The sequence below is a fragment of the Endozoicomonas sp. PH6C genome (assembly GCF_059322965.1).
The window spans coordinates 5,777,041-5,792,698 of record NZ_CP185342.1; the positions used below are offsets into that span (position 1 = coordinate 5,777,041).

2 protein-coding genes are annotated in these 15,658 nt (G+C 49.8%); both read left to right on the forward strand.

Going from position 1 to position 15,658, the window contains the following annotated elements; translation table 11 throughout:
* Positions 1–47 precede the first annotated feature (47 nt).
* Entirely contained in the window at positions 48–7,475 is a 7,428-nt protein-coding gene (locus ACOMG9_RS20825) for an AAA family ATPase (protein WP_494529337.1), read from the forward strand.
* Between the two features lie 499 nt (positions 7,476–7,974).
* Positions 7,975–15,564 carry an AAA family ATPase gene (locus ACOMG9_RS20830; RefSeq protein ID WP_494529338.1) on the forward strand — a complete coding sequence of 2,530 codons (7,590 nt, stop codon included), beginning with the start codon at positions 7,975–7,977 and terminating at the stop codon, positions 15,562–15,564.
* Positions 15,565–15,658 lie beyond the last annotated feature (94 nt).

Consider the following 15,658-nt stretch of genomic DNA (forward strand, 5'->3'; position numbering starts at 1 on the left):
GATCAAACAATTTCAATTTAGCCTCTCAAAGGACAGGAGAAGTGGCTATGGATGGCCAGATTGGCGGAGGAATAACCCCCTCCTTTTGTAACAATGGCGTATCCCATAATGGCATGCCAGCAGAGAGATCACAGTTCGGTTCACCGCCAAAGGTTGAAGGCATCGACCCTGTTGTCACTGTCAAAGCTTTATCGTCAACTCCGATGACCTTGTCTGACAGAGCAGGTACCCTTTCCTCAACCGATTCCTCACAGGCAGCCCCTTATTCCTTCGATTTCCGTTTTGTTGCCAATGATGATGAGGTTCGACAGCTTCTGGCTGCCCGAACCGGCGATGAAGGTCGGGATGTCATCCTTATTTCCCACCCCGATGACCTTTCACAGGCTAATCTGGTGAGCCGGTTGAGTATTGCCGCCGACGGTCGCCACACTCTGGGTTCTGGCAAGCTCTTTGAAGGTTCAAAGCCACTAACGCTGGTGATGGATATCCGAAAACTCACCAGCGACGAGCTGCCAAAGTTTAACGATCTGCTGGACCCGGATAATCCCTGTCTATACGACAAAGTCAGCCAGAAGAAACGCCCTCTGGGTGAGCATGTTTCTCTATTGGTCCTGGCAAGCCCTGCGCAGCTGGCATCGGTTGGCCAGAGCTACGAAGCGCCCTCGGCCGACGCACCCGGTGCTGATTTCTGGCGCCGAATTAATCGACCGGAAAATACCTGGTGGTTCGATGCTCAGACCGGCAATGACCCATCAATGAGCATCGACAAGGTTCCTCCAGTATTGACTGAATTCCCCGCCGAAAGTGTTTTGGATGACGGCAATACTGTTCTTATTGACTGTCACTTACACAAAAACTGGCGACACATACTTCTGGGCGGCCCCGGAGTGGATCAACAGGGGCGAATCCGGCATCTCCCCGGCAGGCTTGAGTCATTAAAAGCCGGACAACGGGTCATTCTGAAAGGGGCCAACTGGCAGGACCTGGCCTTTGAACAGTCGATTCGTCAGATGCTGGCGCAACAATGTTTTGAGAGCAACGGGAATATTTGTCCGTTACCCGACAATGTTCAGTTTTATCAAATGCCGGTAGGGAATGATGAGCTTCGTTCATTGTTCCAGAGCCTTTCCTGCTCCTGCGACAGAGAAGGTGACACAGAAGGTGAAAAAGGACTTGATAAAGAGCAGGCACCAGGAAACCCGATCATCATTAACCAGGGTAATATCAATGAATGGCTGAGCCCTATTGCCATTGCCCCGGATGGCCATGCAGCCCCAAACACCTGTCTGTTGGAACAAGTTCAGGCGGGGGGTGTCGTCACCGTAACGTCTCCCCTCAGTGAGGCGCTCTGGTTTCGTTTGCTGGGTTCACTGCAGAGGATTCGCGAGAAGACAGGTTTGCAGCCAGGGCTTCAGGTGGCTCATTCAAAACGGCGGCCGAAAGTCCTGGGCTTGGCAGAAAACGATGAATACCCTCTGCCCATGCCACTGGAAAAAACCAGAAATCGCGCTGCCTTTGAAACAGTCACTTATCAGCAACATGCCCAGGCAAGCCATTGGATCAATAATCACCAGCCAGCACCTCTGGTCATTCAGGTCAATGAACAGACCGGCTTCAGCCAGCTATTTGATAATATCCATATCACCTCGGAGCAAAAGGCCCATTTTGGACGAAGTCAGAGTGAGTTGCAGAAGGCATTAACCGCTGGCAAGCCGGTCGTATTCCGTGGGCTGGAGAGTAATCCAACGCTTCAGCACCTGCTGGAACCTCTGGCTGCCGGGCAACCTCTGTTGGTGAATGGCCAATTACAGGCCTACCCACAAGCTCATGTCACCCTGCTCTGGCCTGAGTCTGCCAAGAGCCCGTCTTCAGTATTTAATTCGCTGGTCGCCACAGGTAAACGCTGCCCTGAAGTCGATCTCTGGGCTATCAATGCCGACAAGCATCATATCCCCGGAACTGAGCTGCCAGAACAAGCAGTTGATAAACTTTACAAAGCGTTTAAAACCGTACCTGTCGGCCTTAAAAACTCTCTGCCTGTAATGACCGAAGGGTTGTTGAATAACCTGATACTGGCTGCCCGGCGGGCAAAGCAGGTTGAGCAGTCCGCGCAGCTCCTGCCCTGCCACTGGCGCAAGGCCATCAATAGCGTCATCACCCATGGTACCCGGCTGCATCCGACTGTGAGGGATTTTATGAAAGTGGCCTGTTGGCACTTGTTACCAGATAAGACGCCGGACGAAGATCAAACCGCCTCGATAGACCCGGATCACTTAAATGCCATTATCAACAATTCTCTGCGCCTGGATAGAGCGTTTGTGGAGCAGAACCTGTGGTCACTGGCCAGAGCCTTTGACCCGGCAGTCTTTGATGAAAAATTACAACTGTCCTATAAAAGTCCATTTTCAGAGCAGAATGAAAAAGAAGTTCTGGACAGGCTCTGTACCATGATCGTCGCCAATGCACCTGAAGAAAAACGAGATGCGATGGCGTATCAGTTAGAAGTCGATCCGGCGGCATCAGAGCCCTGTCAATCATTAGCCGTCAGGCCAACAAAACAGATTAAACGTTTGCAGGATGCACTGGCTTGTGGCTGGCAGTTAACTTTGCCATTGGGGCAGACCCGATCCGATACCATTAACGCCCTGGCCAGCGATTGTTTTCATAGGGCCAGAACAGCGACTTCCAAAACAGAAGGCATTGAACGCATAGAACATCGACTGTCTGAATCACTGAAATGGACGGGTTCCACTGATATGCCCTTATCAGCACTGGCCCGGGATCTTTATCACGGTGAGATAAGTCAGAAGGATCGTGAAAGTCGTCGCTTATCCCGACTCCATGACCGGCTTACGGACTCTCCTGTTATATTCCTGCAAGGGGAAACCGGCACCGGAAAAAGTTACTTTTCCGCCAAAATGGCGAACGCTTCAGGGCAGGCTACGGTCATTTCCCTTGGGCCTTCCGACAGCGAACAGACCCTGATGAAACGCTGGCAGTGGCAACAACACGCCGATGGCGACCGCTCTATGGTGCTGCAAAACCGGGCGCTGATGGAATGGGCCAAAACCGAATCCGACAAAGACGGAGGCTGTGTTGGAAAAGAGTACATTACCCTGGTTCTGGATGAAGCCAACCTCACCAAAGCCGGATTGCTGGCATCATTGAACGGCTTATGGGAACCGCAACCCTGCATCTATGTGAATGGTCATCCTGTCAAGGTCAGCGAAAAACACCGGGTGATTCTTACCGGCAATCCCGATCATTATTCCGGGCGCCAAATGGACCCGGCCCTGAAAGAGAAACTGCCCAGAGCTTACTACCCTCGCCTGGATCAGGCATTCCTTCGCGACAGGGTAGTGGAGCCGGCTCTGGTCAGGCATTTACAACGGCATCTGCCGGAGCAGCAAATAAACGACATTGCACACAGTGCCAGCAAGAGTGTGATGGCACTGTGGCAATTTTATCAGGAGCTGTTGTCCGGGCATGAATTTACTCCCAGGGATTTAACGGATATCTGCAGTTGGGTGGGTTGGTATCTGGATCGTGCCTTATCCAAAGAAGACAGTGCCAGCTGTGAGCAATTGAACAGTTTGATCCGGCAAAGTTTCCGGGATCTACTGGGTCCCGAAATCACCGAGACTCAACAGGATGCCCTTTCGGCACTGGAAATCTGGTTTGCTGCACGCTACCACCCGGACAACACCCTGCGCGACAGAGTTCATAACCAAACCTTGCCAGACATTCTGCAGGACTTCAGAACATTGACCAAAGAAATCCGACCTGAGTTTGATACCTCCGGATCGGCGGTCATTGAGCTGGCACAACGGCTTGGACAGGATTTAAGCCGCGCTCAGCAGGCTTATCATCTCAACATAAAACACGGCGGACGACAGGCGACGCTGATTGAAGGTCCGGCTGGACGGGGTAAGGATGCCACGCTGAATCTTATGATCGAAAGTATCAAACAGCAGGCTGAACAACAGGGAGAGTCGATGCCGGAAGTTTTTCTCCTGAATGCCTGTGATTGTTCCTGGGACAAAGTGTGTGAAGCCATCCAGAAGGCAAAAGTCGATGGCGGCATCGTTGTAATTTCGGAGATGAACCTGATCGACAGCCAGCACCTGGAAGGGGAGTTGAACGATATTCTGGCCGGTGACGCCCATCCGGGTTTCCACCTGTTTGCCACCATCAACCCGCCTGAGTACAGCGGGCGAAAACCCTTATCACCGGCGCTGAAAGGGCGTTTCAGGCATTTGCCGATCCGGCAGTACAGCTCGACCGAATTACAGACCATTGCCGAAAAAGTCTTGCCAGCGAACGAGCAGGGAAAAATCATGGCTAAACGGTTGACTGAAAAACATTGTCGTTTAAGAACCTGCCTGCAACGGAAAGACCTGCCGTTACAACCGACCAGTCGCGATTTACAGAATGTCGCGATGGCTGTTAACAGAGAAGGCGATTTTAGCGAAAAAGCACTTCGTCAATGCCTCAATCAGCACTACCGACTTTACCTGATGGCTGCAAAACTATCGCTGGAGGAACTGCCAGATCCATCAGCTATTGCCATGAGTAATGGTGAGTTTGATTCCGGACTTTGCAAATGGTTAAACCAAACAATATCGGACATTGATCGTCCGTGGTTGATACGACGCAGTTATCTCAACAGTACGGATGAGAAACGCCATGAAATGCTTATTGATGCTGATCTGAATGCAAAGGAAGCCAGAACGGAGATCATCAAAAGACTGGCTCAGGCCCGGTGGCGGGCATCCGGTCTTTCCCTGAAACCGGATGAATCGGACGATATCCTCACCCAGGCACGGTACCGACACTGGCAGCAACGCTGGTTTGATCGTAACTTTTGCCAGACAGGCATGGACGCCAATAGCGTCTTTCCCCTCTCGGAAGAACAGGAACAAACGCTGAAATTACCAGCTTCCCAGCCTTATCTTCAGGACGCTGAACAGCGGATAGCGGCATGGAATGCCCATGACGTTAAACTATGTGACATTAAACTATGGCCTGCATTTTGGCATCAGATGGGCGGTCTGCAGAACCTTCGGGTTGACGGTTGCAGTAACCAAGTGTCAGCTGTTGGCGGTGATAAGGCTCCTGAACCCTACAATCCCGAAGTCCACGAGAATCAGGCTCCGACATTGGATCGGACAACGGACTATGAGTGCCAGGAGATACCACAACTTGAGGATTATAAAATTTTTAAGACACAGAGCCCTTCCTATATGTATCGCTGGCGGGCAAAGGATATTTATGTGTCTGCTGAGGGTGAGGTTAAAGAGATCGATCTTAATGATAAAGACATTGATGGCTTCGAAAACCTCATACCGACCCGGTTGCCGGGGCCTGATCAGCAACTGACATTAACCAGAGATCAAACGCTGGCGACTTTTAACCGGATATCGGGCAATGGTCGACATGCATTGCCCAGCCTGACAGTTAATGACTATATCGTGGCCCTGCGTTTAAAACCTGATGTGCCATTTACCCTGGTCAGGAACCGATATACCGGTCTTCATACACTGACTGTTACTGAGGTCCAGGCCAACCAGCGTATTCACCTGGCTTATGTCGTAGAATCCAGAGAGCCGGGCAAAAAAACGCCTGCCAAAGGAACCCGTGCGGAACGATCAACATGGTTTGACAGCCACTGTTCAGAAGGTATCAAAACCGTACTGGATGAACTGTTCGCGAGAACTGACCACCCATCCGAAGTAAAGATGCTGTTGCGGCAAATAAAATCCCCTAAAAACACGCTGCAACGAATCAGGGCGATCACGGACTATTGCCGACTGTTTTCGGGTAAGGTTCAACCAGAGCGCCATGAAAATTTCTTTAAATTCCTTGTAACACAGCGGCAAGGGCACTGTCTTCATCGTGTGCCTGTTTTTATTGCTTTTTGTCGTTATTTCGGGATTCCCTGTCGAAAGATTCAAAGCGCTATTCACTCATTTGCCGAGTACTCCGTGGATGACGGTCAAACCTGGAAATCCGTGGATTTGGGTGGAGCACCTTTCAAGGCAATAGAAATCCTGTCTGCTTTCCAGCCCAACAGAAAGATCCGTTGTTCCAGCGATGAGTCAAAGAAGATTGAGGCTTTCCTGAAAGGGGGTGATTTGGCCCAAAAGCAAGCTCTGGCTAAAAACCTTGGCGTGAGTCTGGAGGAGCTGAACAAAGCCCTTGAGAAAAACAGTGCATTGCCGGAAACCCATTCAGGTAATTCCAAAATGGTAAAGAACCCTCGGCAGGAAAACAATTTAGCCGGTTTTCTCATGGGAGTCTCAATGCTGGAGACATTGGAAACCAAAGCACTGATCGATCAGGAAATGGACTTTAAACTGATGAGAGGAGCATTAATGCACATATTGTGCAACAGTGTTGAATATCAGGTCATTGAACGACTCAAGTCAATCCATTCGACAGTGATTGATCAGGCCGAAGCAAGCAGTTTAAAGTGGATAATGACATTGCTGCACATATTGCAAGACATCGACATAACCAGACTTTCGGCTATCCACCTGGCACTTGGTGCCATGGAATTGGGTTGGCTGGATCCAGTGCACTTTGACAACCGTCTCTGGGGATTTGATAGATATCACCAGATATTTGTGCGTCTGGAAGGCGTCGATGAACTGAAGGTTAAAGCCGCTGATTGCCTGAAAAAATGGTATAAGCATGTATTCAGGAAAAAAAGTAGCCCTGCATGGCGGTTGGCTTACAGGAACTTCCGGGAGAAAGAAGGTGATGCCTTATTGGTCACTCACTGTCATAACGGGCTTTCGCAGTCTTTTGAAGATTTCATTATCAGTCGGTCTTTAGGGACCGGCTGGTCGAACGAACCTGAGGGTATGCCGAATATAGAACGAATGCTGGTGCACTCGCCTGCGTTTCCAAAGTTAATCTCGGGCAAGGCGAACCACCGTCCGGTGATTATCATGGGGCAGCCTTCCTGGAACAGCACTGTGATTAATGAAAGGGTCGAAGCCCTGTTGCAACGAAAAGTTGACAATAGCCCGGAATTGAAACAGTTATTGGAAAAAGCCATACAACAGCCCTTTGACGTATTAAGGCAGAATCAGAAGCTTTTAGATGATTTAAGAGCCATATACAGGCGGGCAATTCAGCAGGCCTTTAGTCATTACCTGTATGAAGTGACGCATTCGAAAGGTGGTAGCTTAACGTATTGTTGGGCCGATGCTACCGTGAAGCCTGAAATTGATAAACCATACAAATATGGAGCTCGTGATCCATCCTCACCGAAACAGCTGTATGCCATGATGTCTGAAATCAACAGCTCTTCCTGGTTTCAGGAATATGGCAGGGATGCCTACTTGCGCCAGGCATTCAACGACAGTAACGCTCTGATACTCAAATCCGGTGAGCTGACAAAAATTGCCGAAGAGTTTTTGAACAGCGTGAATTTGGATTCGCTTTATGAGTCACTGGATACAGACTGACACTCCCCGCCCTATCGGGCGAGGGTTCTTGATCGCTCAAGAACGTTTCTGTTTCATAGTTCGTTGCTCAGGGAACAGGCTTGGTTATCGCATAAAAGTTCCACAGTGGGAGCTTTTACGATGGCGAATCAACCCATGCTCCCCAAGTCTCACACAAACTCCACAGACTTAACATCCCGTCTGCCCGACGGTAGGTCTACAAGAGACAGGACAAAAGGTAGCAGTTTACCTGCAAACACTCAACCGGAACGCTCTACGCGTTCCCGCCTTATATCCCCGCCCGCATTGGGCGAGGCTTTACGGCGAAACTGGTAAACAAACCGTCCCTTTAATTCCTTGAGTCCCTCAGGACATTGCCCATATTTTCTGTTTACCATTTCCCTGTGCAACCGGGCCCGGCCTTTATTACCACTAAAATGGAACTTTCATACAAACTGAAAGTCCAATAACTAATCAGTTTCACTTTAGTTGTTCAAATGACAGTGGGGAAATATTGACTATGGACGGTCGTATTGATGTAAAAATATATAAACTCGGTCCTGAGAGTGGCGTGCCGGTCAAGATAGCAAAGCCGGATTTATCTTCAGAGGAAACGAAGGATGTAGGAATCTGCTCAGAAGTAAGCGCCAAACTAAAGATTTCACCCTGTCCGGTGAACTTGCCTGACAAAGCAAGAACCGTATCAGCAATGGAGTTCTCGCTCCAAAAGACCCCTCATGCCTTCGATTTTCGTTTTGTTACCAGTGATGATGAAGTTCGCCAGCTTCTGATTACCCAGACCTCCGATGCGCATCGGGACGTCACCCTTATTTCCCACCCCGATGACCTTTCACAGGCTAATCTGGTGAGCCGGTTGAGCATTGCCGCCGACGGTCACCACACTCTGGGCTCTGGCAAGCTCTTTGAAGGTTCAAAGCCACTGACGCTGGTGATGGATATCCGAAAACTCACCAGCGACGAGCTGCCAAAGTTTAACGATCTGCTGGACCCGGATAATCCCTGTCTGTACGACAAAGTCAGCCAGAAGAAACGCCCTCTGGGTGAGCATGTTTCTCTATTGGTTCTGGCCAGCCCGGCCCAGCTGGCATCGGTTGGCCAGAGCGACGAGGCTCCCGCGGCCGGCGCTCCGGGTGCTGATTTCTGGCGGCGAATTAATCGACCGGAAAATACCTGGTGGTTCGATGCTCAGACCGGCAATGAACCATCGATGGACATCGACAAGATTCCTCCGGTATTGACTGAATTCCCCGCCGAAAGTGTTACGGATGACGGCAATACTGTTCTTATTGACTGTCACTTACACAATAACTGGCGGCAGTTACTTCTGGGTGGCCCCGGAGCGGATCAACAGGGGCGAATCCAGCACGTCCCCGGCAAGCTCGAGTCACTAAGGTCAGGTCAACGGGTGATTCTGAAAGGGGCTAACTGGCAGGATCTGATATTTGAACAGACCATTCGACAGATGCTGGCGCAAAAATGTTTTGAGAGCAATGGCAAGGTCTGCCAGTTACCCGACGATGTTCTGTTTTATCAGATGCCCGTAGGAAATAACGAACTTCATTCGCTGTTCCAAAGCCTGTCTCACTCTGATGAGGAAAGACTTTCCCATAAGGTGCCAGCAAACCGGATCATCATTAACCAGAGTAATATCAGGGAATGGCTGAGCCCGATTGCCATTGCCCCGGAAGGCTACGCAGTCCCTAACACCTGTCTGTTGGAACAAATTCGGGCGGGTGGTTTGGTCACTGTGACGTCTCCCCTCACAGAGGCATATTGGTTTCGTTTGCTGGGCTCACTGCAGACGATTCGCGAGGCGACCGGCCTTGAGCCCCAACTTCAGGTAGCTCATTCAAAACAGCAGCCAAACGCCCTGGGACTGGCAGAAAACGATGAGCACTCTGTGTCCTGCCTGTCCTGCCCAGAAGAAAAAATCAGCGATCAGGCCGCGTTTAGTATCGTCAGTTACCAGCAAGCTGCCCAAGCCAGTCACTGGATCAATAATCAGCCGGAAGCACCTCTGGTCATTCAGGTCAATGAACAGACCCGCTTCAGTCAGCTATTTGATAATATCCATATCGCCTCGGAACAAAAGGCGCATTTTGGACAACGTCGGAGTGCATTGCAGATAGCGTTGACCGCTGGCAAGCCGGTGGTACTCCTGGGGCTGGAAAGCAATCCAACACTTGCGCAGCTTCTGGAGCCCCTGGCCGTAGGCCAACCTCTTTTAGTAAATGGCCAATTACAGACTTACCCAAAGACTCAGGTCACAATACTCTGGCCTGAGTCCTTGCAAAAACCCTTTTCAGTATTTGGTTCGATGGTCGCCACGGGTAAGCCCTGTCCTGCGGTCGATATCTGGGATATCAATGCTATCAGGCATGATATCCCCCGGGCCGATCTGCCAGAACAAGCGCTTCATAGACTTTATGAAGCATTTGCAACGGTACCTGCCGACCTTTGCAACCCTCTGCCTGAAATAACCGAAGAATTGCTGAATAACCTGATACTGGCTGCCCGGCGAGCACGGCAGGTTGACCGGTCCCCACAGCTGCTGCCCTGCCACTGGCGTAAGGCTATCAACAGCGTTATCACCCATGGTACCCGGCAGAATCCGTCAGTGCGTGATTTTATGAAAGTGGCTTGTTGGCAGTTACTGCCCGATGTTCATGAGGATCAGACCGCTTCGGTAGATCCGTACCAGTTAACTGCCATCATCAGTAGTGCTCCGCGGTTGGATAGAAAGTTTTTGAAACAAAACCTGTGGCCACTGGCCAGAGCCTTTGACCCGAGCGTATTTAAACTATTCCAACTGTCCTATAAAAATCCATTTCCATTGCATCATAGAGAAGCAGTTCCAGACAAACTCTGTGCCCTGATTCTGGCCCATGGGCCTGACGAACATCGACAGGCAATGGCGCATCAGTTAGGAGTCAGTCCGGCGGCAGCAAAGCGATATAGACAGTTAGCCATCAGACCATCAAAACAAATTAAACGTTTGCAGGATGCATTGGCTAACGGCTGGCAGTTAACTTTGCCATTGGGGCAGACCCGATCCGATGCCATTCAGGCTCTGGCCAGCGATTGTTTTCACATAGCCAGAACAGCGAATTCCAGGACAGAAGGCATTGAACGTATAAAGCATCGACTGGCTGAATCACTGGCATGGCAGGGTTCCACTGATATGCCCTTGTCAGCACTGGCCCGGGATCTTTATCACGGTGAGATAAGTCAGAAGGATCGTGAAAGTCGTCGCTTATCCCGACTCCATGACCGGCTTACGGACTCTCCTGTTATATTCCTGCAGGGGGAAACCGGCACCGGAAAAAGTTACTTTTCCGCCAAAATGGCGAAAGCTTCAGGGCAGGCTATGGTCATTTCCCTTGGGCCTTCCGACAGCGAACAGACCCTGATGAAACGCTGGCAATGGCAACAACACGCCAATGGTGACCGCTCTATGGTGCAGCAAAACCGGGCGCTGATGGAATGGGCCAAGACCAAATCCGACAAAGGCGGAGGCTGTGATGGAAAAGAATACATCACCCTGGTTGTGGATGAAGCCAACCTTGCCAAAACCGGATTACTGGCATCATTGAGTGGCTTATGGGAACCGCAGCCCTGCATCTATGTAAATGGTCATCCTGTCAAAGTCAGCCCGAAACACCGGGTGATTCTCACCGGTAACCCCGATCATTACGCCGGGCGCCAAATGGACCCGACCCTGAAAGAGAAACTGCCCAGAGCTTACTACCCACGCCTGGATCAGGCATTCCTTCGGGACCAGGTAGTGGAACCGGCTCTGGTCAATCAGTTACAACGGCATCTGTCGGAGTCTGAAATAAACGACATTGCACGCATTACCGCAGAGAGCGTTATGGCACTCTGGCAATATTATCAGGAACTCTTGCCCGAGCATGAGTTTACCCCCAGGGATTTAACGGATATCTGCAGTTGGGTGGGTTGGTATCTGGATCGTGCGTTATCCAAAGGAGACAGTGCCAGCTGTGAGCAAATAAACAGTTTGATCCAACATAGTTTTCGGGATGTACTGGGGCCCGAAATCACCGAAACTCATCAGGATGCCCTGTCGGCACTGGAAACCTGGTTTGCTGCGCGCTACCACCCGGACAATACCCTGAGCAACAAAGTATATAACCACACCCTGCAGGATATGCAGCAGACCTTCGGTATAGTCAGCAAAAAAATCCGACCAGACTTTGATACCTCCGGATCGGCAGTCCGTGAACTGGTGCAGTGGCTTGGGCAGGATTTAAGCCGCAGTCAGCAGGCTTATTATCACGACAGAAAACACGGCGGTCGTCAGGCAACGCTGATTGAAGGCCCGGCTGGACGGGGTAAAGATGCCACATTGGACCTGGTGATTGAAAGTGTCAGAAAGCAGGCTAAGCGACGGGGAGAGTCCATGCCTGAAGTTTATCTCCTGAATGCCTGTGATTGTTCCTGGGACAAAGTGTGTGAAAAGATCCAGAAAGCAAAAGTCGATGGCGGCATCGTGGTGATTTCGGAAATGAACCTGATCGACAGCCAGCATCTGGAAGGTGAGTTAAACGATATTCTGGCCGGTGACGCCCATCCGGGTTTCCACCTGTTTGCCACCATCAACCCGCCTGAGTACAGCGGGCGAAAACCCTTATCACCGGCGCTGAAAGGGCGTTTCCGGCATTTGCCCATCCGGCAGTACAACGCGACCGAATTACAGACCATTGCCGAAAAAGTGTTGCCAGAGTCCTCACAAGGGACATTCGCCGCCAAGACGCTAATAGAAAAACATTGTCGTTTAATGGCTCACCTGCAACTCAAAAAACTGCCATTGCAACCGACCAGCCTTGATTTACAGAATGTTGCCAAGGCTATCACCAGTGCTGGCGATTTTAGCGAAAAAGCCGTTCATCAATGCCTCAATCAGCACTATCGGCTTTATCTGATGGCCGCCAACTTATCGCTGGAGGAACTCCCCGGGCTATCGGCTATTGCCATGAATAAAGCAGCGCTTGACCCTGAAATGAGCGAATGGTTCTACCAAAGGGTATCGGGCATTGATCGTCCGTGGTTAATACGACACAGTGATCACAACAGTGTTGATGAAAATCGCCATGAAATTCGTTTTAACACTCGTCTGGATAAAGAGAAAGCCAAAGCGGAAATCATCAAGGAGGTGGCTCAGGTCAGGTGGCGAGCATCAGGTCTTCCCCTGAAGCCGAAGCACTCAGACGACATTCTCACACAGGCACTATACAGACACTGGCAACAACGCTGGTTTACGGGTGATTTTGGCCGAACGGGCGTGGACGCTAACAGCGTATTCCCCCTGACAGAAGAACAGAAACAAACGCTGAAATTGTCAACTAACCAGCCTTATCTTAAGGCAGCTGATGCGCGGATAAGGGCATGGAAAACCAATGAAGTTCAATGGTGGCCTGCGTTATGGCATCAGATCAGTGATCTGCCGAACCACCTGATGGACGATTTTATCAACGAAGCATCCGCTATTGACGGTGATAAGGCTCCTCAACAAGACAAGCCAGAAGTCCACGAGAAACAGGCTTCGGCATTGGCTCAGAAGAGTAACCACGAGCCGCAAGTTAATAACGCGTTGGCTATTTACAGTGATAAGGCTCCGGCATTGGCTCAGAGAAGGAACCATGAGCCGCAATCTGTTAATAACGCGTTGGCTATTTACAGTAATAAGGCTCCTGAAAAATACATTCCGGAAGTCCATGAGAAAAAGGCTCCGGCATTGGACACATCAACAAACTATCAGAAGCTGGCAAAACCAAAATATGACGATTATGTTATTTTTGACAAGCCTGGCCTCTTTACCGGGACCTATCGGTGGATTGCAGAGGATATTTATGTGACTGCCGGGGGCGAAGTCAAAACGATCAGCATTAATGATAAACACTTGCAGGGAGCCGAAGTCCTTATACCTGCCCGGTTACCAAGGCAGGACCAGGAAGTGATATTAGCCAGCAACCAAACACTGGCAACCTTTTATATGACATCAAAAGATGGTCAATATCCATTGCCCAGCCTGACAGCTAACGACCGTATCCCGGCCCTGTGCATAGAACCCAACCTGCCCTTCACACTGCTCAGGGACCGATATACCGGTCTTCACACACTATTTGTTCCAGAAGCCAAAGCCGACCAGAGCATAAGAATTGCTTATGTCGTAGAACCCGGAGAAGCGGGTAAAAAAATACCTGCTAAAGAAGTCCGACCAGCACCATCAAAACGTTTTGACGCCCACTGTTGCGAAGGTATGAAAACAGTGTTGAACAAAGTGTTTGTATCCATTAACGAACAACCACTCAAAGTAAAGCGGCTTTTGGAGACAATAGAAAACGCTGAAGACATAAAGCAACGCATTCAGGCAATCAGGGACTATTGCAAACTGTTTTCCGGTGTTGCTGTACCAGAGCGCAATAAAAATTTCTTTCAATTCCTCGTAATGCAGCGGCAAGGCAAATGCTGTCATCGTGTGCCTGTTTTTATCGCTTTTTGTCGTTATTTTGGCATTTCATGCCGACAAATATCTAATCATATCCACGCCTTTGCAGAGTATTCCCCGGATGGCGGTCAAACCTGGAAGCCAGTGGACTTGGGCGGGTCACCTATCGAAGCAACAAAAATCAAATATGGCTTCCAGCCCAACAGAAGGGTCAGAGATTCTGGCACTGAGTTAAGGAAGATCCGGGATCTCCTGAAAGGGGCTTCTTTAACAGAACAGCAAGTACTGGCTGAAACCTGCGGCATCAGCCCTGGTAAACTCAACAAAGCCCTTAAGACAAAGGGGGCATTACCAAACCTATATCTGAGTACTTACGACCGGGTAAAGAAGCTTTGGGAGAGAAAAGATTTAATCGGTTTCTCCATGGGGGTTTCAATGTTACTGGAGATAGAGGCAGTGGACGATTGCGAGAAGCGACTTGTCAGAGGCATGCTTGACTCTGAGTCCGACAGCAAGCGGTTGTCTGAGGCAGTACAACAAATATTGTCCAACAGTGATGAAGATCAGGTCACTGAACTACTCAAGTCACTCCATTCTAAAATGATTGATCAGTCCGGAGCATGTCCTCGCAAGTGGTTGAATTCGATAGTGAACATATTGACAGACAGTGACTTGACGAATCCTTCGGTTATTCACTTTGCCCATGAAGCCCTGAAATCAGGTTGGCTGGATCCACTGCCGCCCAGTATGGGTTATTTTATTAAGGCCATTCGACATCATGAGCTGTTGGTGCGTCTGGAAGGCGTCGATGAGCTGAAGGTTAAAGCCACCCGTTGCCTGAAAATGTGGTACAGGGAATTGTTGTCCAGGGAAAAAAATAGTCAGGCATGGCAACTTACTTATCAACGTTTCAAAAAGGAAAATGTTGGTGGCTTTTTCGTCACTCATTGTCATGGCGGGTTTTCGCCAACCCTTGAAGCTAACATGGTCAATACATCTTTACAGATCACCTGGACGGATGAACCCGGTGGGGTTCCGAATATAGAACGTATGTTGGTGCACCACCCCGCGTTTGTGCAGTCAAACTCGGGCAAAGCGGACTACCGACCGGTGATTATCCTGGGACCTTGCCATTGGAGCAGAAAATTGCAGGAAAAGGCCGAAGCTCTGTTTCAAAGAAAAGTTGATACCAGACCCGACTTGAAGCAGTTATTGGAAAAACACGAACTGAAGCCCTTTGAGGTTTCACCGGAGAAAGAAAGACTTTTGGATGATTTAAAAGACAAATGCGAACGAGCAATTGAGCAGGTCTTCATTCATTACCTGTATGGAGTGACATGCTCGAAAAGCAGTTGTTTAACCTATTGTTGGGGCGGGGTCGGCAGGACAGAGGACTACTTCGGTGCTCATGATCCATCCTCACCAGAAGAGCTATATGCCATGATGAATAAAATTAACAGCTCTTACTGTTTTCAGAAATCTGTTAAGGATGACTACTTAAGGCAGGTGCAAAACGCCAGTAACGCTCTGATCCTCAGATCCCATGAACTGACAAAAATTGCCGAAGAGTTTGTGAGCAACGTGAATTTAAATTCGCTTTATGACTCATTGGATACGTGATCCTGGTTTGTTCGTCATGAGTTTTTCGAGATTGGTGACTTGCTTCCATAGTCCATCCAAAGGGAACTTCCGTCCTGTCTGAAGGTCAAATTAT

Bases quoted from the DNA above. Each gene is read 5' to 3' on its own strand.
- ACOMG9_RS20830 (WP_494529338.1), top strand. From the start codon at position 7,975: ATGGACGGTCGTATTGATGTAAAAATATATAAACTCGGTCCTGAGAGT.
- ACOMG9_RS20825 (WP_494529337.1), top strand. From the start codon at position 48: ATGGATGGCCAGATTGGCGGAGGAATAACCCCCTCCTTTTGTAACAAT.